29 protein-coding genes are annotated in these 22774 nt (G+C 35.5%); 15 read left to right on the top strand and 14 right to left on the bottom strand.

Annotated features, from left to right (window positions below; all coding sequences use genetic code 11):
* Positions 1-87 precede the first annotated feature (87 nt).
* The gene (locus MHB65_RS06870; RefSeq protein WP_342442863.1) at positions 88-321 is read right to left on the bottom strand and encodes a helix-turn-helix transcriptional regulator; all 234 of its coding nucleotides are present in this window, start codon (positions 319-321) and stop codon (positions 88-90) included.
* 175 nt (positions 322-496) lie between these two features.
* On the opposite strand from MHB65_RS06870, the gene MHB65_RS06865 reads away from it, so the two are divergent.
* From MHB65_RS06865 to MHB65_RS06855, 3 genes are all read left to right on the top strand, one after another.
* Complete coding sequence (locus MHB65_RS06865; protein ID WP_342442862.1) at positions 497-1156, top strand: XRE family transcriptional regulator; 660 nt, start codon at positions 497-499, stop codon at positions 1154-1156.
* Between the two features lie 84 nt (positions 1157-1240).
* Entirely contained in the window at positions 1241-2662 is a 1422-nt protein-coding gene (locus MHB65_RS06860; protein WP_342442861.1) for a recombinase family protein, read from the top strand.
* Positions 2646-2819, top strand: coding sequence for a hypothetical protein (locus tag MHB65_RS06855; protein ID WP_342443795.1), 174 nt, complete (start codon positions 2646-2648; stop codon positions 2817-2819). The genes MHB65_RS06860 and MHB65_RS06855 overlap by 17 nt, the downstream gene beginning before the upstream one ends.
* A gap of 50 nt (positions 2820-2869) precedes the next feature.
* Here MHB65_RS06855 and MHB65_RS06850 read toward each other — a convergent pair whose 3' ends face one another.
* From MHB65_RS06850 to MHB65_RS06835, 4 genes are read right to left on the bottom strand one after another with little or no spacing between them, the layout of a single operon-like run.
* Complete coding sequence (locus MHB65_RS06850) at positions 2870-3253, bottom strand: GntR family transcriptional regulator (protein ID WP_342442860.1); 384 nt, start codon at positions 3251-3253, stop codon at positions 2870-2872.
* A 21-nt stretch (positions 3254-3274) separates the two neighbouring features.
* Positions 3275-4054, bottom strand: coding sequence for an ABC transporter permease subunit (locus MHB65_RS06845; protein WP_342442859.1), 780 nt, complete (start codon positions 4052-4054; stop codon positions 3275-3277).
* 6 nt (positions 4055-4060) lie between these two features.
* Complete coding sequence (locus tag MHB65_RS06840) at positions 4061-4963, bottom strand: ABC transporter ATP-binding protein (protein ID WP_342442858.1); 903 nt, start codon at positions 4961-4963, stop codon at positions 4061-4063.
* A complete protein-coding gene (locus MHB65_RS06835) occupies positions 4947-5198 on the bottom strand; it encodes a PLD nuclease N-terminal domain-containing protein (protein ID WP_342442857.1) in 252 nt (83 codons plus the stop codon). Before MHB65_RS06835 ends, MHB65_RS06840 begins: the two co-directional genes overlap by 17 nt.
* Positions 5199-5381: 183 nt before the next feature.
* Here MHB65_RS06835 and MHB65_RS06830 point away from each other — a divergent pair, with 183 nt between their 5' ends.
* Entirely contained in the window at positions 5382-5921 is a 540-nt protein-coding gene (locus tag MHB65_RS06830; protein ID WP_342442856.1) for a transcriptional regulator, read from the top strand.
* A gap of 32 nt (positions 5922-5953) precedes the next feature.
* Positions 5954-6814, top strand: a complete 861-nt coding sequence (locus tag MHB65_RS06825; protein ID WP_205442227.1) for a YitT family protein — start codon at positions 5954-5956, stop codon at positions 6812-6814.
* A 44-nt stretch (positions 6815-6858) separates the two neighbouring features.
* Here the strand turns inward: MHB65_RS06825 and MHB65_RS06820 are convergent, their stop codons facing one another.
* Positions 6859-8025 carry a YbfB/YjiJ family MFS transporter gene (locus MHB65_RS06820; RefSeq protein WP_342442855.1) on the bottom strand — a complete coding sequence of 389 codons (1167 nt, stop codon included), beginning with the start codon at positions 8023-8025 and terminating at the stop codon, positions 6859-6861.
* A 100-nt stretch (positions 8026-8125) separates the two neighbouring features.
* Here MHB65_RS06820 and MHB65_RS06815 point away from each other — a divergent pair, with 100 nt between their 5' ends.
* Positions 8126-9004 carry a LysR family transcriptional regulator gene (locus MHB65_RS06815; protein ID WP_342442854.1) on the top strand — a complete coding sequence of 293 codons (879 nt, stop codon included), beginning with the start codon at positions 8126-8128 and terminating at the stop codon, positions 9002-9004.
* Between the two features lie 217 nt (positions 9005-9221).
* The gene (locus MHB65_RS06810) at positions 9222-9527 is read left to right on the top strand and encodes a hypothetical protein (RefSeq protein ID WP_205442224.1); all 306 of its coding nucleotides are present in this window, start codon (positions 9222-9224) and stop codon (positions 9525-9527) included.
* A gap of 6 nt (positions 9528-9533) precedes the next feature.
* Here the strand turns inward: MHB65_RS06810 and MHB65_RS06805 are convergent, their stop codons facing one another.
* The 6 genes from MHB65_RS06805 to MHB65_RS06780 form a co-directional block, all read right to left on the bottom strand.
* Entirely contained in the window at positions 9534-11045 is a 1512-nt protein-coding gene (locus MHB65_RS06805; protein WP_342442853.1) for an ATP-binding protein, read from the bottom strand.
* Positions 11029-11730: a response regulator transcription factor gene (locus MHB65_RS06800; protein ID WP_342442852.1), complete on the bottom strand. Its 702-nt coding sequence runs from the start codon at positions 11728-11730 to the stop codon at positions 11029-11031. The genes MHB65_RS06805 and MHB65_RS06800 overlap by 17 nt, the downstream gene beginning before the upstream one ends.
* A 53-nt stretch (positions 11731-11783) precedes the next feature.
* Complete coding sequence (locus MHB65_RS06795; RefSeq protein WP_205442219.1) at positions 11784-12371, bottom strand: DedA family protein; 588 nt, start codon at positions 12369-12371, stop codon at positions 11784-11786.
* Positions 12371-12943, bottom strand: a complete 573-nt coding sequence (locus MHB65_RS06790; RefSeq protein WP_342442851.1) for an rRNA adenine N-6-methyltransferase family protein — start codon at positions 12941-12943, stop codon at positions 12371-12373. Before MHB65_RS06790 ends, MHB65_RS06795 begins: the two co-directional genes overlap by 1 nt.
* Before the next feature lie 191 nt (positions 12944-13134).
* Complete coding sequence (locus tag MHB65_RS06785) at positions 13135-13608, bottom strand: GNAT family N-acetyltransferase (protein WP_342442850.1); 474 nt, start codon at positions 13606-13608, stop codon at positions 13135-13137.
* 86 nt (positions 13609-13694) lie between these two features.
* Positions 13695-14060, bottom strand: a complete 366-nt coding sequence (locus MHB65_RS06780) for a hypothetical protein (RefSeq protein WP_342442849.1) — start codon at positions 14058-14060, stop codon at positions 13695-13697.
* 283 nt (positions 14061-14343) lie between these two features.
* On the opposite strand from MHB65_RS06780, the gene MHB65_RS06775 reads away from it, so the two are divergent.
* The 4 genes from MHB65_RS06775 (at position 14344) to MHB65_RS06760 (ending at position 17719) form a co-directional block, all read left to right on the top strand.
* On the top strand, positions 14344-15243 hold the full coding sequence (locus MHB65_RS06775) for a hypothetical protein (RefSeq protein ID WP_342442848.1): 900 nt from the start codon (positions 14344-14346) through the stop codon (positions 15241-15243).
* A gap of 137 nt (positions 15244-15380) precedes the next feature.
* Positions 15381-16016 (top strand): TetR/AcrR family transcriptional regulator, encoded by a 636-nt coding sequence (locus tag MHB65_RS06770; protein ID WP_243456072.1) that lies wholly within the window; start codon positions 15381-15383, stop codon positions 16014-16016.
* A 15-nt stretch (positions 16017-16031) separates the two neighbouring features.
* Entirely contained in the window at positions 16032-16925 is an 894-nt protein-coding gene (locus MHB65_RS06765; RefSeq protein WP_342442847.1) for an ABC transporter ATP-binding protein, read from the top strand.
* The gene (locus MHB65_RS06760; RefSeq protein ID WP_342442846.1) at positions 16922-17719 is read left to right on the top strand and encodes an ABC transporter permease subunit; all 798 of its coding nucleotides are present in this window, start codon (positions 16922-16924) and stop codon (positions 17717-17719) included. The genes MHB65_RS06765 and MHB65_RS06760 overlap by 4 nt, the downstream gene beginning before the upstream one ends.
* 40 nt (positions 17720-17759) lie before the next feature.
* On the opposite strand, the gene MHB65_RS06755 is transcribed toward MHB65_RS06760, so the two are convergent.
* On the bottom strand, positions 17760-18356 hold the full coding sequence (locus MHB65_RS06755) for a TetR/AcrR family transcriptional regulator (RefSeq protein WP_342442845.1): 597 nt from the start codon (positions 18354-18356) through the stop codon (positions 17760-17762).
* A gap of 116 nt (positions 18357-18472) precedes the next feature.
* Between MHB65_RS06755 and MHB65_RS06750 the strand changes: the two genes are divergently transcribed.
* The 4 genes from MHB65_RS06750 to MHB65_RS06735 all read left to right on the top strand — a co-directional run bounded on the left by MHB65_RS06750 (position 18473) and on the right by MHB65_RS06735 (position 21916).
* Positions 18473-19201, top strand: coding sequence for an ABC transporter ATP-binding protein (locus MHB65_RS06750; RefSeq protein WP_205442209.1), 729 nt, complete (start codon positions 18473-18475; stop codon positions 19199-19201).
* Complete coding sequence (locus MHB65_RS06745) at positions 19198-20214, top strand: ABC transporter permease (protein WP_342442844.1); 1017 nt, start codon at positions 19198-19200, stop codon at positions 20212-20214. Before MHB65_RS06750 ends, MHB65_RS06745 begins: the two co-directional genes overlap by 4 nt.
* A 129-nt stretch (positions 20215-20343) precedes the next feature.
* Positions 20344-21216 carry an ABC transporter ATP-binding protein gene (locus tag MHB65_RS06740; protein ID WP_342442843.1) on the top strand — a complete coding sequence of 291 codons (873 nt, stop codon included), beginning with the start codon at positions 20344-20346 and terminating at the stop codon, positions 21214-21216.
* Entirely contained in the window at positions 21209-21916 is a 708-nt protein-coding gene (locus tag MHB65_RS06735) for an ABC transporter permease (RefSeq protein ID WP_342442842.1), read from the top strand. The genes MHB65_RS06740 and MHB65_RS06735 overlap by 8 nt, the downstream gene beginning before the upstream one ends.
* A 19-nt stretch (positions 21917-21935) precedes the next feature.
* Here MHB65_RS06735 and MHB65_RS06730 read toward each other — a convergent pair whose 3' ends face one another.
* Complete coding sequence (locus tag MHB65_RS06730; RefSeq protein ID WP_342442841.1) at positions 21936-22700, bottom strand: DUF4184 family protein; 765 nt, start codon at positions 22698-22700, stop codon at positions 21936-21938.
* Between the last annotated feature and the right edge of the window lie 74 nt (positions 22701-22774).

The raw sequence follows: 22774 nt of genomic DNA, 5'->3' as shown, positions 1-22774 counted from the left end.
CGTCTAACGTTGCTACCGTCGCATAAGCTATAAGTTACGACTATACCGTCATTGGCTCGGTATCACAGCGCATTCGATGATTAGGAATCAAGCTATTCTTTCGAGTTTCCGAAAAAACTCGGACTGTTTGCCAAAAAAAATATTTTCAATTGGAATTTTATAAAACTGTTCGATATTCAACATAAATGTTCGAGGTACATTTGTTGAATCTTGTTCATACTTAGAAAGTGTATCTTTATTGATTCCAAACATTTTTGCTGCTTCTGTTAAAGTTAAACCTGCATTAACCCTAGCCGCTCGGAGCGTAATTCTAATCGACATAATTTCACCTCTTTCGTTCTGTGTGGTTCTATAATATCCGAGTTTTTTCGGAATGTCAACCGATTATTTTCGGAATTAAAATAAACATTATTCAACATTCCGTTTTATTTCGGATTTTTTATTGTTTTTCCGTATTTTTTCGGATATAATATAAAGGTAGGGAGGAGGTGAAACAATGATGGAAAAAGAATTCGATAGAGATTTACCATTAAAAAAACAAATATCCGAAAATATCGAAGCACTTAGAAAATTAAAGGATTTTACATTGATTAAACTAAGTGAGGAAAGTGGTATATCTAAAAGCACTTTATCAGATTACAAAAATTGCAAAACGCTAATAAGTCCAGGTAATGTTGAAAAATTAGCAGAAGTATTTAATGTTCCGAAATCTGCCATTGACCCGTCTTTTAAAAGTAAAGGTATTTCAAACCTAATACCTGTACAACCTAACTTTGTGAAAATACCAATCTTAGGCGTTATCGCATGTGGCGATCCTATCACAGCAATTGAAAATCACGATGGGTATAGATATGAACCTGAGGAAATTCTACCTAAAGGGAATCTATTTTATTTAAAAACGAAGGGCGATAGTATGGAACCAACTATCCCTAACAATTCCTATGTATTAATAAGAGAGCAACCCGAAGTAGAGTATGGGGAGATCGCTGCGGTGCTCGTGAATGGTGATACAGAAATGACGTTGAAGCGAGTAAAGAAGCAAGGAAGCTCGATCTTCCTAATGCCCGATAACCCAAAACATGATCCAATTTTGGTTGATGATAACAACCCAGCTAGAATTATTGGAAAAGCAGTACGTTACACACAAGATCTTTAATACTTAGCGCTAAGCATTAAAAAGTAAAAGAGCAGACTCATTTGTCTAGCTCTTTTCTTATATCTTTTATAAAAGGAGGTTCTTATGAAATGTGTAATTTATGTCCGTGTTAGTACAGATGAACAAGCTAGACACGGATATTCTATTGCAGCACAAATTGAAAAATTAGAAGCATATTGCATCTCTCAAGGTTGGGAACTGGTGAAACAATTCATAGATGACGGTTACTCTGCTAAAGATTTAAACCGTCCACAATTTAAAGAGATGATGGATGTTGTAAAAAATGGTGGCATTGACGTTGTATTGGTCTATCGATTAGACAGATTAACAAGGTCTGTTGTAGATCTTTACTCAATCCTACAAGAATTAGACAAATACGAATGTAAATTTAAAAGTGCAACAGAAGTTTATGATACAACCAATGCTATGGGGCGTTTATTCATTACACTAGTGGCAGCTATAGCGCAATGGGAACGTGAAAACACCGCAGAACGTGTGAGAATGGGAATGGAAAAGAAAATTAAGCTAGGTCTATGGAAGGGTGGAACTCCACCGTACGGATACAAAATAGTAGATAAACAGCTAATTATTAATGAAGATGAAATTGAGGTTGTAAAAGAAATATTTGAGTTATCTAAGACACTTGGTTTTTACACGATTGCAAAACAATTGTCTATTAAAGGCTACCAAACAAGAAAAGGTAGCGACTGGCATGTTGATTCTGTAAGAGATATAGCAAACAATCCTGTTTACGCAGGTTATCTGACATTCAGTGAGAACCTCAAAGAATATAAAAAACCTCCTCGTGAGCAAAACTTATACGAAGGTAATCACGATAGAATAATATCAAGAGAAGAGTTTTGGGCACTACAAGACATATTGGATAAACGAAGAACATTTGGAGGAAAACGAGAAACGAGCAATTATTATTTTTCATCTATTTTAAAATGCGCAAGGTGTGGTCATTCGATGTCTGGGCATAAGTCAGGTGATAAAAAGACATATCGATGTTCAGGGAAAAAGGCTGGAAAAAATTGCTCAAGTCATATCATTTTAGAAGATAATTTAGTCAAAACAGTATTCTCTAAATTTGATGAACTTATCGGTCAAATTGCATCTAAAGAGCCACAACAAACACACCCTACTAATCGACTTGAGGTATTAAAATCTGACTTAGCAGCTATTGATAAATTAATGCAAAAAAAGAAAAGTATGTACGAGGTTGATGTGATAAGTATCGAGGAGCTTATAACCTCTACTGATGAGTTGCGTGCTAAACAAAAAGAATTACAGCGTGAATTAGACAATATCCAGCAAAGTGATAAACATAATAATGCTAATTTTAAATTCATTGTCGAAAACATTGAAATGTTATGGGCGGATGCAAACGCCCAAGAACGTAAAAAAATAATGAATTCGCTATTTAATCAACTGGTAATTGATACACAAGATGAATATCATAGTACTAAGCAAGCAAGAGAAATCATAATTGTTTCAGCTAAATGATTTGTCTTTCATTGGTGGTGGTACACTAATTCCATGGGCACTAATCCCAGCCGCTGCTATTTGTAATGTCAGCCCATTTGAGCTGGCAAGGCGTAACTTAATCCCAGTAGTCATTGGATTGGTTGTGACAACGATTGTAGCGGTATTCTTGATATAAAGACAACAAAGAGATGGCCTATTTTTGGAAGCCATCTCTTTCACGCTGTTTTAACTATCCGCATAATATTTTCGAAAAGATTCATGAAATATCTGCTTTAATTGAAATCCATTAATCCCCAAATTATTAGCTTCTACCATGATTTGCTCGACACCCTTCGCTACTTGTTGAATGGAAAAATGCATGGCTTTACTAGAATCTACTATTATCAATGCTGTAGAATGCGGTTTAATGGTGATGATGCCTTTCCTTTGAAGCTCTTTGTAGCTTTTATGAACCGTATGCAAATTGAGGTCTGTTTGTGCTGCTAAATTACGAATAGAAGGCAAATGATCCCCCTGTGTTAAATTTCCAGTCACTATTGCTAAAAGGACCTGCTGTGTTAATTGCTGATAATATGGAATTTTACTTCTTCGATTTATTTTTACATTCATTTGTCGAGAATTCCCTCCATATTAAAATTTCTTTTTGGCAATAAAATGATGCATGATAGCCATCATGAATAGTACAAGTAACAGTGTGACAACAATATTAAAGCCATACCATGTTTCTACGTCACCTGTCATTAATATCGTGGTAGCATACAAACTATTACTAGCAGGATTCATTACATCTAAGATTGGATGTAAGCCAGCACAAAAACGACAAATAAATAAGACACCAATACTGATTAAAGCAATAAATGGTGAACTATTAAAAAAGGTACTGATCATGGCAACAAATGTAATGACAAACAACAGCCAAATACAATAAAATGCTAAAGCGATCAATGCACGAGTGATCGGTACAGAGGTAAATAAATAAGATGTATAGCCAAAGGACATTGCATAGCCAAGCGTAATACATAGAACAGCTAAAACATAATGAGTAAGGAGTTTACTATTTAAGTAGGACGAGATAGATACTGGCCTTGTTAGAATAAATGCCATCATCCCATTGGCCTTTTCTCCTTGAATAATCCCCATCGTTGCAATGGCAAGGATGATTATACCTAATTGATCAAATTGCGAATTAAGGGTTGAGGCAAGCACTTCTTCTCCCCCTGGCTTTGCCATTGTAGGATCAATTATAATCCCTTCAACACCACCCATAGATTGTAAAATAGCAGGCAAAAAATACATCATGATCGGCTGAGTCAAACCTAGGAGGATATAGACAATTGGTAGCCAAACAACTTTATATTCCTTTGTCATTTGATTCATTTCTTTTCTACTTAATGCTAGAAACGTATTCACTTCACGTTACACCACCAATTCTAAAAATATTTCTTCTAAGCTTTCTTGAATGCCAAGATCAAACTTTGTAAATACCACGTTTGAATCCAATCCGTACTGTAGCAATCGATGGGCATCTGCTTCCAATTGATTGACATATACTTTAAAACCATCACCGCAACTTTCGATTTTCTTTACATATGGTAACTGTTCAATCGTTGTGAGCCACTTAACATCTTTCTTCTGAATCATTAAAAAGATAGCTGGATCTTGATAGCGATTAAGTAACTCTAATTTTGTCGCATCTTCTATTTTGTAACCATTTTTAATGACCACAAAGCGCTCACAAACTTCCTCCGCATCGCCTAAAATATGCGTAGAAAGTAAAATGGTCGTTTCTTTTTTTATGTCTTTTAATAGATTCAGCACTTCACGTCTACCAATTGGGTCTAGTGCTGATACTGGTTCATCCATAATGATGAAAGCTGGCTTGTGTAATAAAGCTTGTGCGATGCCAAGACGCTGCTTCATCCCCCCTGAAAATGTTCCAACATGAGCATCTGCTTCTTTCCCTAAGCCCACCTTTTCTAAAAGAATTGGAATGTCTTTTTGTAATTGATTTTTTGAAATACCAGAAAGTGTCCCCATAAAGGATAAGGTTTCAGATGCTGTCATCCACGAGAAGAAATTAGGATACTGTGGTAAATATCCAATATGATTTTTCATCTTTGAAATTTTTTGTCCATCAAGTACAATGTCCCCTTCATCTGCATAAAGAATGTCAGCAATGATCTGAATTAATGTGGATTTCCCTGCCCCGTTTGGTCCAATAAGCCCTACACATTCATTTGAATCTATAACCATTGAAAAATCGCTCACGGCCGCTTTCTGTTTAAATTTTTTCGTAATATTGTTAATTTCTAAGCGCACGTTTATTGACACCCTTTCTACCAATCACGAAATATAGAACAGAACCAATTGTATTAAAGAACAAAATAATCATTGCCCACATCAGTATATTTTCTCTTGTATCTCGGTGTTTATATAAATCAATTAGTGCAACAGTGATAAGTAAAAAACCTACGAGTACAAATGGTAAAAGGATTGGTAGTATGCTTACCCAATCAATTTGATTTAAGTCTTCAAAACCATAGTGTAATTTCATTTTTATAGCTCCCTTCATTATCATTATCAATAATGATAACAAATGGATGAAAAAATTTCATTACCTTTTTACTGTACATCTGAAAAAAAAATCTATAGTATATTTTTTGATAATGTTCTCATATTGATAACATTTGAATGCTTCCCTTGATACTATCTCATTTTCTAGTAGGAGGATCGGTTTATGCGCAATAAAGCAGAGGTATTAATGCACCCTGTGAGAATGAAAATTTTACAAGCTCTGATGCACAATAATGAAGAGGGTTTAAGCACATTGGAGATGATTTCTGTCATTAAGGATGTACCACAAGCTACTCTATATCGTCATATCCAAATTTTAGTCGATGAAAACATCATAAAAATTGTGAAAGAGCGAAAAGTTCGTTCTGTTACAGAGAAGTTTTATGCATTAAATGAAGGAGCAGCAAAACTTAGCAAGGAGGATTGGACCCAACTCACAACCAAGCAAAAATTAAATTATATTTCCTACTATCAACTGGCTTTACTATCTCAATATCAAAATTATTTGCATTCACTTGATGAAAAAGAAAGCACGACAGATTTAGCAACATTTTCTTTAATCGACCTAACGTTAACGAACGATCAATTCAAAAACTTTGAAAATGAATTAAACGATTTATTAACTAAATACTATAATATGACCGACTCAAATAAAGGTTCTGAGACTAAAACAATTGCTCTAAATATTATTCCAAAACCTTAGGTACTATTGACGTAAAGAAATGGAGAAGATTTATGAAAAAAGGAAAGTCACTAGAAAATATACGAAAATTCATTATGATAATTATTGGTGCAGTTATTGCCGCTTACGGACTAGAGGCCGTATTAATTCCAAATGCGGTTATTGATGGTGGTGTAACAGGTATTAGTATTATGGGTGCTCACCTCTTTGGTATCCCGTTAGGCGTACTGCTCTTTGTATTAAATATTCCGTTCATTTATATCGGCTATAAGCAAGTTGGAAAAACCTTTGCCTTAATGAGTAGTGCCGGCATTGCAGCTTTATCGATTTCGACGGTTTTATTACATGATGTCAAAACCATTTTAGGCCCAAATGATCCTCTCCTAATTGTCTTATCTGGTGGTATGCTGCTTGGTGTGGGTATCGGGATTGTCTTACGAAATGGTGGCGCTTTAGATGGCTCAGAGGTTTTAGCTGTATTATTATCACGTAAGATTCCATTTTCAGTCGGCGATATTATATTATTTATCAATGCCTTTATTTTCTTAGGGGCAAGCTTTATCTTTGGCTTAGAGAGTGCTCTTTACTCAGCGTTAACTTACTATATTGCCAAAAACGTTATTGATATTATCCAAGTTGGTTTAGAGAAATCAAAAGAAGTTCGTGTGGTTAGTGCAAAATCAGAGGAGATTGGCGACGCCATCCAAGCTCGCTTAGGACGTGGTGTTACCTATACACATGGTCGTGGTGGCTTCTCCAATGAACCAACTGAAATCTTAAACTGTGTCATTAACCGTATGGAAGAAAATAAATTAGTTTCGATTATTAAGGACATTGACGAAGGCGCTTTTGTTGTCATTTCTGATGTATCCGAAGTTCGTGGTGGTAACTTTAAGAAGCGAGATATCCATTAATGTAAAAGTAAGTAAGGCATGATGCGCCTTACTTACTTTTTTATTTAGTTACTACTATCATATTTTACGCCCCCTATTAAACATAATGCCCCCAGCATTACTACTAAGGAAGCCCCGATTAATGCATACTGATAGCTATTTGTAAAATTCGCAAGTGTTCCTGCAATGGATGGTCCAATCACTTGTCCAAGTGCATAGCCTGCCGTTAAATAACCTATTATTTGATGACTATTAACTGGTACAATTTGTCTTGCTAATGTTGTCCCAACCGTTGTAATACCCATAAAGGTTGCCCCAAAAATAAAGGCACTAGCATAAAGGATCATCGAATTTGTAGCTAATGCAGGTAAAACAATGCCTATCGCTTGCAAGAACATAGAGATGAGTAAAATTTTCACATAACCATAACGCTGTGCTAGCTTAGACCACACGATACATGAGGGAATTGCTGCCACGCCCACAGCAAACCATACAAAGGCTGCATCCCCATGAAAGCTTGTCGACTCCTGTGCAATCGATACAATAAATGTACCCGTGACAATATAGCCAAGTCCCTCTAAGCTATAAGCGATGATTAACCACTTCATCCAAGACGGAGGAGGCGTTTTCTGTGAAATAATTATCTGGCTTTCCGCTAGTTGTTTACTTGGTGGAATGGGTTTGATGAATAGCACAATCCAGACCAACAATACAAAACAAAACAGGGCTAGTGCGATCCAAGTTCCATTCCAATTGAACATGGCATGTATTGGAGAAACGATCACGGCACTTAATGCAATACCCATGCCAACCCCACTATAAAACAGCCCTGATAGTTGCATATTCCTACTGCTAGATAACTGGTCTAATACAAGGCTTGTCATGACAACAAAAATAAAAGCACTCATAACACCTGAGATAAACCGTAATATGTACCATATTATGATGGCATTTGTAAAACCCATGAACGCCGTTGTTAAAATGCTGATAACAAGTGCAATTCGCAAAAAGGGAATACGTTTATTCCCTATTGGTAAACGTCCTGCCACCCAGGCTCCAACCAGATAGCCTAAGTAATTACTAGTTGCTAAATAACCTGCTGTTGCACGGCTAAATTCAAATGCTTCTTGCATATACGGTAAAATAACCGTATACGAAAAACGACCGATGCCCATAGCAATTACTAAAGCAAAAACGCCACCGATTAAATATCGAACGGTTTGCTTGTGCATAACATCACTCCTTCTATTTCACTATATCGAATATCTAGGTATCACAAATAGACCCAATTCGTTATAATAAGTATCAAAAAAATTGATAGTTGGTGACTCTATGAATATTAATGATTTAACGACCTTTCGAACAGTCGTCCAAACTGGTAGCTTTTCAAAAGCTGCCACAGCACTTAATTACACTCAATCCAACATCTCTATGAAAATCCAAAGTCTTGAGGCACTGTACGGTACAACATTCTTTTATCGTGGGCATCGAGGCATACGGCTAACATCAAAAGGGGAACAATTTTACGAGTTAGTCTTAAAAATGCTTCATCTCTATGAAAAATCTTTTGAAATCATACAGGATACAGAGGAACAACGAGGCGTTTTACGAATTGGTTCGATGGAAACAACTGCTGCACTGCATTTACCAGCGCTGTTAACAACATTCCATCAAGCACATGAACAGGTGGATATCACCATATTAACAAGCCCCTCTCAGCACAATATTGAACGGGTAGAAAACTATGAACTAGATGGTGCATTTGTTACGGGACCTGTTTATAAAGAAAATATATGGATGAAAGAGTTTGTCTGTGAAGAGCTTGTTATTCTCACATCTAGCAAGCAAAAACCCATCAAGCATCTACGGGATTTAGAGGGTAGCACCGTAATTACATTCCGCCATGGCTGTTCCTATCGAGCCATCTTGGAACATTGGTTACATGAAGACGGTGTTCAACCGCAGAATCGAATGGAGTTTGGTACGCTTGACGGTATTATTGGCTGTGTTGCTGCTGGGTTAGGTATTACCTTGCTCCCTCGTGCCATTGCGGAAAAATATATGGCAACACAAACATTGACATTGCACGAGATAAAGAACAAGCAAGCACATATTCCTACATGGTTTATTTATCGTAAGGATGAAGTGCAGTCCCCCATACTAAAGTATTTTTTAGAATCTATCGAAGCTTATGACTATCCAACGGTTTGACGGTTTTATCCGTCTGTTTTAGGGTTCTATCCACCGGTTTTAGAGTTCTATCCGTCAGTTTTCGGATTCTATCCTACAATTTTTTGAATCTATCCGTCTTCCTATTGAAAAAGCTGTTCAGCCCATCATTCTCTGCTGAACAGCTCTTCACATGTTTTCTTTTGACGACTGAATGCATTTCCTTTAGGCTGTAATTAGACACTGAAGGGAGTTTTCTATGGATATTTTTATCGCTAGTAACCGCCAATTACCTATCCGCTACTATGTGCAGGAAGCGATTTGGATTCGACGTGGTGGAAGTATTAAGCTGCCAGATTTAACACTGCCATTTTTCGTCGAGGTAGAGATTAAAAATCAATATAATTTACATATCATCGCAGATTATATTATGGACTTTCAACGACAATACAAGCAGACAGAAATCCAATTATTAATTAGAAACACAGCTACCCTAGCTACCCTGCAAGATATGCTTTCACAACATGTACAGACACAACATGCCATTACCATTCTTCCATTATAGTCAAGGCTATTGGGCTGTTAATGGCAATGTGATAATAAAGTACAGTGTCTCGTTTTTATATTTAGCGTGAATCGTTCCTCCGTGAAGCTCCACAATGCTCTTGGCAATCGCTAGTCCAAGCCCTGAGCCCTCAGTAACATTTGTTCTCGATTGATCCTTTTTATAAAATCTCTCAAATAAACTACTAAGCTCCTCTGATGTAAAGGCATCACTTTGATTCGCCACACAGATACGCACATGGTTTTTTTGTCCTTCAAGAGAAACCATAATTTTTCCTTCAGCTGTACTATAATTGATCGCATTGATGAGTAGATTATCAAATACTCGCACAATCTTTTCCGAATCCAGCGACGCAATAATTCGTTTTTCTGGAAAATGTTTTATAAAAATACGTTGTTTTTCCTCTGCTAATGGCACTAATTCTTCCATTAGTTGTTCGAGCAGCTCATTTACACAAACTTGTTGTCGCACTAAAGTATTTTTATCATTCGTTAGCTTGGTATACTCAAATAAATCATCTATTAAATTCTTTAATTGCTCGGATTTCGAAAAGGCTATTTTCAAATATTCGTCATATTGCTCTTTCGTCTCATACTTCTCTTCTCTTAATAAACGTAAATAACCCATAATCGAGGTAAGAGGCGTTCTGAGGTCATGTGAAACATTAGTAATGAGATCATTTTTTTGTTGCTCAATTTTTCTTTCCATCTCGATACTTGTCATGATTTCTTCCGCCATTTGATTAATATTATCAGTTAGTAAAGCAATTTCATCCTGCCCTTTTTTCTCAATACGAAAGGCTAAATTCCCTTTTGCGATTTCCATAACCCCCTCCGCTAATGCCTCAATTTGATTCATTTTGCGTTTTGTTATATAGAAAAATGATACGATAAACAAAATAACACCAATGAAAAAAGGTATGGGTCCTTCACTCGTACTTGTGATGGCTTCACCCTGTGGTAGCCCACTAACAAAGAAATAATAATTTTTTTCTTGTAAGGTCAACGGCACTAATGTAGTAAATTCCTTACGAGAAGTTTCGATCACATGATAGGCATTTTCAAAAGGCTGATTCATTGTAAAATCCATGACATGCCTAATTTCTTCATGTAAATCGATTTGTTGCTCTTTTACCTGCTTTGTTTTATATAAGATCTTACCTGTCTCATCTGTGACGACTATTTTTAAAGCATTGTCTTCATTTTCTATTTTTCCGTTTTCTTGATCAATCAATTCTCTTAACGCTTCAACACTATTTTCTTGGGTCGCCAATTCTGCTGTATCCTGTGCATGGTAATACATCATCTTCATACTGCCACTATAATCCACGATCACAGTTTCATTGATATTCTCAAAAAATGGCACTACTGCACGTGCCACTAAAAAGCTGCCAAGCGCACATAATAAAAACGTTGTAAATAGTTGAATACGAATGCTACGTTGAATATTATTTTTTATTTTCACACCAATATGCTTTAGAAACCTTGGGAACCTTAAAAGCCTAAAGATCTTTTTCAACTTTATACCCTACTCCCCATACGGTTTTAATATATTGAGGATTTCTTGGATTTGTCTCAATTCGCTCTCGAATTTTTCGAATATGTACCATTACAGTATTTTCTGATTGAAATGCCTCCTCTTTCCAAACTTTTTCATAGATTTGCTCTGCACTCATGACGATGCCTGGATTACTAACAAGCAATTCCAAAATAGCAAACTCTCTTGGCGTTAACTTTACTCTTTCATTGTTCACAAAAACTTCATGCGTCGCTGTATTGATCCGTAAATCACCAACTTCCATCTCCTCATTATTGCTACTATTAATACCACTCATTTTCAAATAGCGACGAAGCTGTGATTTAATGCGGGCAATCAGTTCTAACGGATTAAAGGGCTTTGTCACATAATCATCAGCACCTATCGTTAAACCAACAATCTTATCCATATCTTGAGATTTGGCAGTCAGCATAATAATAGGCATTTCTGCTATTTCTCTTACCTTCATACACATTTCAATGCCATCTACTTTAGGCATCATCAAATCCAATACAATTAAATGAACCTTATGCTTCTTTACTAACTGCAAACCCTCTTCTCCATCACATGCCTCTAGCACATGAAACCCCTCATTTTTCAAATAAATGGCGATAAGATTTCTTATCTCCTTTTCATCATCTACAATTAAAATTGTTTCATTACTCATCTAATCCCACCATTAATCAAATATTTTCCAATAATCACGTTTCACCATTTTACCTATTTTTTTATTTTCCGTATATAAAAATAATAAAAACAGCTGACAATCAAGATGAATACCCCAAAGTAAATACCATATTTCGTAGCAATCACAGAAATATACTCGATCTGGCTACCGAATAATAAACCAAGTGTAAAATAAATCAATGTCCATACAAAGCCCGTTGTGTAGGAAAATAAGGCATATGTTTTAAAAGACATATTATTCATTCCCACCAAGTAAGGAAGGATATGTCGAACAATCGGAATAAAATAACTCAGGACTAACGCAAAGCGTCCATATTGATCTAGCAATTCTTTCGATTTGAGTAAGTATTTTGCCTTTTTCTTTTTCACCAATTTATCGAGTACACGATGACCAAATAGTTTACCGAGAACAAAGCCTAGAGAAAGCCCCGAAACAACGCCTAAATAAGTGAGTAAAAAAGATTTCCATACGACCATTTTTTCTAACGAAGATAGAAAGCCACCACTCATGACAATCATTTCATCTGGTAGCGGCATGCCTATAATACCTAGCCATAAACTAAAAAATAAAGCAAAATAGCCATATTGTTCGATAAATAGTAACAGATCCTGTAGCTCCATTAACTGACCCTCGTATTTCCAAGCCTACAGCTCAATACATAGGCTGGTGGCATATTGATCCATACTTTTTCATGAGAAATATCCTGAAAATAGGTTTGGAAGAATGATTTTTTCACAAGTGAATATTGGAAAGTAATGAATTTTCCATTGTGCAAACAATCCTTCACATTTCTTAAAATACAACAGGATACTTCCGCCTTTAAAGATGTAAATGGTAGCCCAGAAATAACATAGTCTATTTTTTCGATAGTCAACTCAGTCATATATTGCTTCAAATTTTCTGCTGAGCCATGAATCACTACAACATTGGCTACATGAGCAAACTGCCGACGTAGTTTTTCACAAAAAATCGCATTATTTTCTATAAGAACCAGCAATGTAGCTGGCTTTTTTCTTTTCACAAGCTCCGTTGTAAAGGACCCCATCCCAGGACCCAGCTCAACAATGCATCGAGCCGTTTCAAAGCAAATAGGTTGCACCATTTTATGCGCTAATTTTTTAGAGCTAGGTGATATGGCGCCTATAGTTTTCGGATGTTTTATAAATTCAGTAAGGAAGGTGATGAGCTGCATATAGTTTTCTCCTCGCTTTGCTTTCATTGTTGATGGTTCTAACTATAAAGAGCATTTCTTAAAGATTTGCAAGGAGAATTCTTAACTTTTTCTTAATAATTTACATTATTTAGTTAGTAGGCAAACAGTATTCTCATAGGTGTAAACAAAAAAGTCGCTCATTTCATACATGAGTGACTTGATTGATTAATTTATATATTCATCTTCATTTTTCTGCTTATACTCTCCATCCCTAAATGCTCATAAAACTCAATTGCATTGGTATTGAATTCCCAAACATTTAATTCTATAGATGTAGCTCCCTTTGCTATTGCCCATTCTTTACAACGATCAAATAATCGTTTTCCAACACCTTGTTTTTGTATTTCTTTTTTTACACCAAAATCATGAATATACGCATATTTACGCTCTATTAAAGAATGAAATGGAGGTGCACATTCAATGCAAACTACAGCAAAACCTATAATTAAATCACTATGCTTGGCTATAAAAATCTCACTATTTTGATCTTCAAGTAATTCTTTAAAATACATATTGGACATAACAGATTCAACATTTTTAAAAACAGTCTGTTCTTTCATAACATGTTCTTCGTGCCCTTCTCGCACAAGATCATTGATCGCAATATAATCTTCATACTTAGCTGTATAAATAGTAATAATCATATTTCACACCTCCCAAAATAACCCTTTTTTTATATTATAACAGCAGTATAAAGGTATGATTCTTTCTTATATGACATGTTGTAATTTTAATCTTTTTCTTTGTTTCTCATGATTCCCTTACTAATTCCTCTTATAATTAACTGTCCTAAAACATAAAAAAATGAAACAAAGATAATGGCTACATCTCTTCCAAAAGGCTTAAACCAACTTCCATCATCATCTATAAAAAAATGGCCAAATATCAAAGAAATAGCTGTCATTAAAAAATTCATGGCAAAGAACAAAATTAAATGACGATTTCTGGATACCACACCTACTACAATGATGAAAAAAAGAAATAACGGAAATAAGAAACTAGCCTCTTGGTTAGAAAGATGACTATTATACTCGTAAAAATGAAATAAGAACGGAAATGGAAATAACAGCAAAATTATTTGAATAAGTCTTTTCATTTCAACTATACCTCCTTGAAATATAAAATGATTAATTTAGTGTAATTTTACACTAACAATCCCCTTTTATCTATATAAAATAAATGTATACAACGGTAATCCTTCTGTATCAACTTTGTGCTGAACATCAGTACCATTTCCCTTAAGATTCATAAAAGATTAAAAGGTACTTCGTTCTAATGACTATTTCCTACATAAAATAGGCATACAATTGCTGCCAATCGAATAGAAACCTATATAGAGAACATTTAGTCACGGGAAAAATAAAGTGGGGTGTGAAAGGATGCTTAAAGTAAATGATGCAAAAGAAATGGTACTTGAAATTGTGCAAGATGACCCATTGTTTGTTGCACTACAACATACGCCTTTAGAGGAAAACCTCTTTAATGATGGGTATTTAGCAGAGCTTGATGAATCGAAACACTATACAATCGCAGAAGTCGCGGGCTGGTTTGATATTACAGACGCCATGCTTCGCTACTATTTAAAACCGTTTGAACAGTACATTTTTGATAATGCTTCACCCAATACAAATAGCAATATTCGTTTAAACCTACCTGCTATATTAAGATTGCGAATGATTTTATTATTGAAGGATGAGTATCGTGTGAGGGGGATTAAATTATTGTTAGGTATTGATGATAACGGTCAGTTGCTGAAACACCAAATTACCGCAACGACCATGGATTCTGAGGATTTATCACATAAAATTGATTTGCTCGGAAACGTCCTACAGCAGATGATTCAAACAGGCCTATTTCAGATTCTACCCAATGAAGAGCAAGGAACTTTACAAGTAAACATTAATCAGGATTTTCTTGCTCAAAATATCGAACGATTTTCTTCTGAATCTGCCCTTCAAGTAGAGGAAATTCAAAAGGAAACATCGGAGCTAAAACAAGAAAATGAACATCTCCAAAAGCAAATTTCCGAGCTACAAGAAAATAGCGTAAAGGACATTGTCCAAAAGATTAGAGAGCGTCATATAGAAAATGAAATTGTTTCTACTTTACGTACAGAAGCATTACAGCAATTTTCTCAAAATAATAAAGTCGGTTTTTTCACCAAATTTTTCAAGTCCACTCAAATTGAAATGGACAAAGAGCAATTTGTTCTAAGCTATATTTCAAAACATTTAGAAGAACGTTTAGAAATTGCATTGAACGATTATTATGATAAGTAAACTGGAACAATGGAGAACATGAGTGAGACTATTAGAAATGGTCACAGTCATGTTCTTTTTTATTTTTCCAAATCACATTGACCACAGTAGTCAATTTCAATATAATGGCATAAAATATGACGGAAAGGAGTAAAAAATTGTACCAAGCTTTTATGAATTTAGCAGAAGATAAACGTCAAGCAATCATTAATGCTGCCTTAAAGGAGTTTTCAATCAATCACTATGCTACCGCTTCAACAAACAAAATTGTGAGCAATGCCAATATTTCAAAAGGCATTTTATTTCACTATTTTGGTAGTAAAAAAAATTTATATCTATTTTTATATGAATATACAACCAATACATTCTCCGAAGCGCTTAATCGTCAACTTGATTTAACAGAGCCTGATATTTTTAAGCGTTATGAACAGATCATGAAAGTTAAAATTGATCTCATGAAGCAATATCATGCTCTGTTTGATTTTTTGAAAAAGACCTATGCTGAAACAAGCTTTGAGGTCCGAGATGAATTAAATCATTATAATGCCACTATTCAAAAAAGCTCCTATGCGATGGTATTTGAAGGAATTGATACTGGTTTATTCCACGAAAACTTGGATATCAAAAAAGCAATCGATACAATTCAATGGGTGACAGATGGCATTAGTCATCGTTATGAGGAAAGGTTAAAAGCGCATGCAGATAATCAAGAGCTCTTTAACGAATTAATCGAGCAATGCATGGTAGAGGCAAGTGAATATTTTCTATTTTTGAAGACATTATTGTATCAATAAAATGGGGTGATTGGCATGTCCATGATTGAAGTAAACCATTTAACAAAAAAGTTTGGTGATTTCTATAGTATACAAAATGTTCATCTACAGATTTCAAAGGGTGAAGTGTTCGGTTTTTTAGGACCAAATGGGGCAGGAAAATCCACAACCATTCGCCATTTAATGGGTTTTTTACAGCCAACTGAGGGCTCTTGTTTCATTAACGGTCTAAATTGTCGAGAAGCATCTGCAATCATTCAGCAATTTGTTGGCTATTTACCTGGAGAAATTGCATTTATAGATAAAATGACGGGTAAACAATTTATTCACTTTATTGCTAAGTTAAGAGGTATGAACGATTACACGCATGCCGAGGAATTAATGCACTACTTTGAATTAGATGCTTCTGGGCTCATAAAGAAAATGTCGAAAGGTATGAAGCAGAAGGTTGGCTTAGTTTGTGCCTTCATGCATCATCCCGAAATTGTCATTTTAGATGAACCTACTAGTGGTTTAGACCCGCTCATGCAAACAAAATTTATTGACTTTATTTTAGCTGAAAAGGACAAAGGAACGACCATTTTCATGTCCTCCCATATGATTGAAGAGGTAGAGAAAACTTGTGATCGTGTAGCGATTATTAATGCAGGTAAAATCGTGGCGACTGAAACCATTGCAGACTTAAAGAAACGTAAATCCAAAAAATACATGCTTGCGTTTCAAGATGAGCAAGAGCTTACTCGCTTCCTTGATGAGAAATACGCACTTGAACGAATCTCCTCTACAAAAGTTATGATTACTATAACAGGAGATCTTCAAGCATTTCTTCGTGCTATATCCAACTACAACATTATAGACTTAGATGTTATTTCACAATCACTAGAAGATATATTTATGCATTATTACGAAAGTGGAGGTACTCAATCATGAATCTTACCTTATTCAAGCATGAGTTTTTTGCCTCTCTTAAACTATTCACCATTATTATTGGTGTACTAATGCTATATATTGTCAGTGTGATTTACATGTATAATCCGGAAATGACGGACACGCTAAAAAAATTAACGGACACAATGCCTGAAATGATGGCGGCCTTTGGTATGACCAGCATCGGCGATACCTTAATAGAATTCCTCTCTGCCTATTTATATGGATTTTTATTCATGATTCTTCCTATGGTATTTTCGATCATGTTAGCCAATAAGCTCATCATGGGCTATATTGACAATGGTTCAATGGCATACTTACTTGCAACACCGAATACACGTTTTAAAATTGTCTTTACACAAGCACTATTTTTGATCATTAGTCTTTTTACTCTCCTTGCTATTACCACACTGGTCATGATCGTCTTTGCAGAAATATTGTTCCCTAATGAGCTGGACATAACAGCCTTATTACTACTAAATTTCGGGCTATTTTTGTTGCACTTTGCCATTAGTGGATTCTGCTTTCTTATTTCCTGTAGCACTAAAGATTTAAGAACATCTTATGCCTATAGTGCAGGCATTCCCATTGTTTTTTACCTTATTGAGGCACTCAGCAATATGGGTGGTTCATTAGAAAAATTACAATACTTCACAATCTATTCATTGTTCGATTCCGTTAAACTAATTCACCAAAATAGCTCCTGCTGGTGGATGCTAGGTACACTTTTACTCATTGGCTTGCTTTGCTATAGTTTAGCGATTCATTTTTTTGTAAAACGAGATTTACATCTATAATTCCTAACCGCTACAGAGCAAGTGCTGTAGCGGTTTCCCATTAAATAGTAGCTACTACATTTCCTAAAAAGCTTAATAATCGAAAATGTAGAGCAACCATTTCTTCTACTGTTAAGTTCTCGTTCCCCTTGTCTAACCACTCCTGAATCACCCCTAAAATGGCTGATGCTATAAAGGCTTGTAAGTATTGCTGAAACTCTGGATCTTGTGCTTCCTTGCGGATAAGTGATAGTCTGTCCAAAATATGACTTCCGAAGATCGTTTTCATCTTTTGCGTAAATGCAGGACTCCCCTGCTCTCCTAATAACATACGAAAGGCTGGTGCGTGCTCCTTTATACACGCTATCACCTTGATAAACGGCTGATAGAGTTGCCCCATTTTTACTGTTTGAAAAGCATCCACAGGCTGAACATGTTTAACATAGCGCTCTAACTCCAGTAATAGCTCCTGCTGCAAATCCTCCATCACATCATATTTATCCGTATAATGTAAGTAAAACGTGCCACGATTGATTTCAGCTGCTAACGCTAAATTCTTTACTGTCACACGCTCAAAGCCTACCTCCTCTACTTGCTGGATAAAAACCCTTTTAATGGCTTGCTTCGTTTCAAAATTCATCTTTTCATGTACAGACACATATTTCCCTCCATTTACTTAACACTTGCTGGCAAACTGTTGATTGTATTTGCTCACATGCTACCGTAAAATTTTTATCAAATCAACATTGTGTTCAGTGAAGGAGTGAGGTCCATATGGGCAACCAGGCAATCTCTATTAAATCTCTTGAAAAACGATTTCAACAAAAGCAAGTTATTGCCCCCCTTTCTTTGGATATTCCTAAGGGACAGCTAATGGGCTTACTTGGTCCGTCAGGCTGTGGTAAAACAACGCTAATCAAAATGATTATGGGGATGCTAAAGCCTGATCATGGCACTATTCAAGTGTTAGATTTGGATGTTCCACATCAGCAATTATTGAATGATATCGGCTATATGGCACAATCAGATGCACTTTATACAGATTTAACCGGGGAAGAAAATCTACATTTTTTCGCTAAGCTTTATTCATTATCGAAGGCGGAACGAATAGAAAGAGTTGCCTATGCTGCTAGCCTTGTTCGTTTAACAGATGACTTACGACTTAAAGTGGTAAATTATTCAGGAGGAATGAAACGTCGATTATCCCTTGCTATTGCCCTTATTCAGAATCCTAAACTATTAATTTTGGATGAACCGACAGTGGGAATTGATCCTGTCTTAAAAAAGGAAATTTGGCAAGAACTTATTCGTTTAAAAGATCAAGAACAAAAAACGATATTAGTGACGACGCATGCGATGGATGAAGCAGAAAGATGTGATCAATTGGCCATGCTGAGAAGTGGGCATATTATTGCACAAGGTACACCACAAGAGTTAAAAGATCATTATCAAGCAAAAGATTTTGATGAGGTGTTTTTAAAAGCTGGAGGTGACGTTCAATGAGAATAGGTGCTATCGTCACAAGAATCATCCAACAAATGAAACGAGATAAGCGGACACTTGCTTTATTATTTTTAGCCCCGCTTCTTGTCTTGTCCTTAATGTATTTTATTTTCAATAGTAACGAGGCTTCTGTCACACTTGTGGTCTCTAATGGGCCCGCCCCATTGATCGACAAATTGAAAGAGACTGATTTTACCATTATCGAGGACAATGCTTTTTCAAAAAAGCAGCTACAGGATAAAGAGTATGATGGTTGGCTAGCAATAGAGCAAAATGATAGTAAGTTAACTTTATTAAATGATGACCCTTCTCAGGCAAAGGCATTAACGATGCAACTGGCACAAGTTTTACAGCCAACACAAACCTCTATAGGCAGTATGGAAACGGACTATATTTATGGTGATAAGGATACGGCTATTTTTGATATATTTAGTCCTATGCTCATTGGTTTCTTCGTGTTCTTCTTTGTCTTTTTAATTACCGGCATTGCCCTATTAAAGGAGCGTACTTCAGGAACATTGGAGCGTTTACTGGCGACACCTATTAAACGCTCAGAAATTGTAGCAGGCTATATGGTCGGTTATGGTTTATTTGCCTTCCTGCAAACGATTATTATCGTCCTGTTTGGTATTTATGTGCTAGATATTGTCCATGTAGGCTCCATCTGGCTTGTCCTACTCATTAATATGGTGGTTGCCCTTGTATCGTTATCCTTAGGTGCATTGCTATCTAGCTTTGCTGCTTCAGAATTTCAAATGATGCAGTTTATTCCGCTTGTTATTGTTCCTCAAGTATTCTTTTCGGGTATTTTTCCGCTCGATAGTATGGCGGAATGGCTTCAAAATATTGGACGCATCATGCCTCTTTACTATGCTGCTGACGCATTGAATGGCGTTATGTATAAAGGTTATTCATTTCCTGATATTGTAATGAATCTCAGCATTCTTGCTTGTTTCGCCATTGTTTTCATTACGTTAAATATTATCAGTTTAAAAAAATATCGTTCGTTGTAAAGTAAACAGTAAGAATCTGTTAATCATTAAACAGATTCTTACTGTTTTTTATAATGGTTTCTTTTGCCATATAACCTACTATTCTCTTACAATAAGCTTAGTGAATTTAACAAAAGTAGGTGCAGATTTATGAATATGTTACTCGCCGTACAAAACATCACCAAGCAATACAGAGGCACTACCATTTTAGAAAGTGTCTCTTTTTCCATCCATTACAATCAAATTACTGCTATTTTAGGGAAAAACGGCTCTGGCAAAAGCACCCTATTAAAAATAATTGCGGGGCTAATCACGCCCGACTCTGGTTCTCTTATTCCTTCCAAACACCCTTTAAAAATTGGCTATGTACCAGAAGTTTCTCCTTCTCATATTTTATTTACCCCTAGAGAATACCTTGAGCATATGGGGCAAATCTGCGGAATGGGTAAACAAGAACTATTATCGAGAATAAATTATTTACTCGAACTATTTCACTTAGAAGATGTACAAGATACTAGAATAGCTCATTTTTCTAAAGGAATGAGGCAAAAAATGATGATTACGCAGGCCATGCTTAATGAAACAGATTTATTGATTTTAGATGAACCTCTGTCGGGACTAGATCTTAAAACACAAAGTGAATTGGAACAGACACTTCTGAGCCTCAAACAACAAGGTATGACGATACTCTTAACCTGTCATGAAACAAAACTACTGGATCATGTTGTTGATACAACTTTAATGATTGAAAATAAAGAAGTAAAAGAAGCTAATTTATCAGTGCATCATGCAACCTATAATCAATTGATTTTTGAGATTTCTAATCTTGCATACTTACAAGACATCTCTCCTTTAATCGAAATTCAAAACCAATTACAACTAGCCAATGGTTCTTATGAAGTTATTACTCATATTCAAGCACAGCAAACTAACCATCTCTTACAACAGCTGCTCTATAAAAATGTTACTATTAAACAAATAGTGCCAATCAATGTCAAGGAGAAATTCATACAAAATGATTAGTTTAATGCGATATCAGTTAAGCAATTATGCTAGAACCTATCAGTATGTTCCACCTTTTTCAATTTTTATTTTATGTCTTGTTGTCAACTATACATTTGTCCCAAATCCTATATTAGATAGCTTTTCATTTACCTCAATTGTTATCTTTTTCTTAATGGGATGGTTCACCATCACACTGTTTCATTCAGAAGATGAGGGGCAAAAAGTGATTACAATATTACATGCGAATGGTTCAACACGTTATAATATTAGCTTATTTATAATCTGCATGTTGATTGCTTTATGCTTAAGTATGATTTCTGTGATCTATCCTACCGTCATTCACGCTTTTGCTGAAGAACCAAGTTTTCTACACCTATCACTTGGATTTCTCGCTCATTTTAGTTTAGCGTTTTTAGGAATGGCACTCTCTGCTATGTTTACAAGAGAGCTTGTCAAAAGTAAACAAAATACTTGGTGGGGTGTTATCAGCGTATTATTGTTTGCTGTAGTAATAGCAACGTTAAAAGACTCGATCCTGCATATAAAAGGCATTATTTGGTTTCTACCCCCACTTTATCTTTCTTTAGAAATGATGACTATTGGAGATCAAATAAAGTCCATACCTAGTAAGTTCTATTGGCAATTTATCTGGATACTAGTTTATGCTATTTTCATTATCTATTTATTTTTCTTTTTGTCCAAACTAAAAAAGAATTAATGATTAAAAGGACTCCCAATTAAGGAAGTCCCTTTATTCTGGATGTTGTTAGTTTTTGACGATAAGTTTTAAATAAACAAATCGTTAGTAAGCTACAGAAAAATGAATCGATGATACGGATTACCCATGTACCATAACTGCTTAGTGAAATCTCATTCATAATGTACCAAAAACAAAAATACAAAAACGCTAGACCTAGTATCTGCATCCAAAAACAAAATTTTTGTGTTGTATGAATCGTTTGCAAAGTTTCCTTCGGCTGATTGTTTGTTCTGAAATAGACATAGCTGATTATCAGCATAAGACCAATGAATGTACTGCCATGCTGTAAGTATTTATAAACAGGAATCTGCAAGCTGAATAGTGGCATTATTTCAGATAAAATAGCTAATTGCGATACCATATAGCCATTTCTATGTGTAAAGGAATCCCAGATAACATGTGTTAGCATACCAAATAGCGCTGAATAGCCAAATACGATGACATTGAATAATTTACTCTTGGAAGTTTTTTGGATAGTTGTATCCTGTAAAAATAAAGGTAAATGATTAACTAGATGTTGATGAATAAACGCACGGTATAGTGTATAGATCAAGATAATAAGAGGTAGATTCAAAATGAAAAAACCTGTCACACTATGACCGATTGCTCCTATTGGTCTGCCTCTAAAAAAATATTCAAAATCAGGTGCCATACTTCCTAGGACAAGTGCTGAAAAATGGATGTATTTGCTTTGTCTTGAAAAAGGTAATATTGCTGCTGGATGTGCAAAGGTTAATGGCATATCACCCACCTCCCATCTGTTCAGACGTTTCTTATGGTGAAAAGATACTCCTCACTATAAAAAAAATCGCATTC

The sequence above is a fragment of the Lysinibacillus sp. FSL K6-0075 genome (assembly GCF_038592945.1).
GTDB lineage: Bacteria > Bacillota > Bacilli > Bacillales_A > Planococcaceae > Lysinibacillus > Lysinibacillus fusiformis_F.
This window is presented reverse-complemented; position numbering and strand designations above follow the sequence as displayed.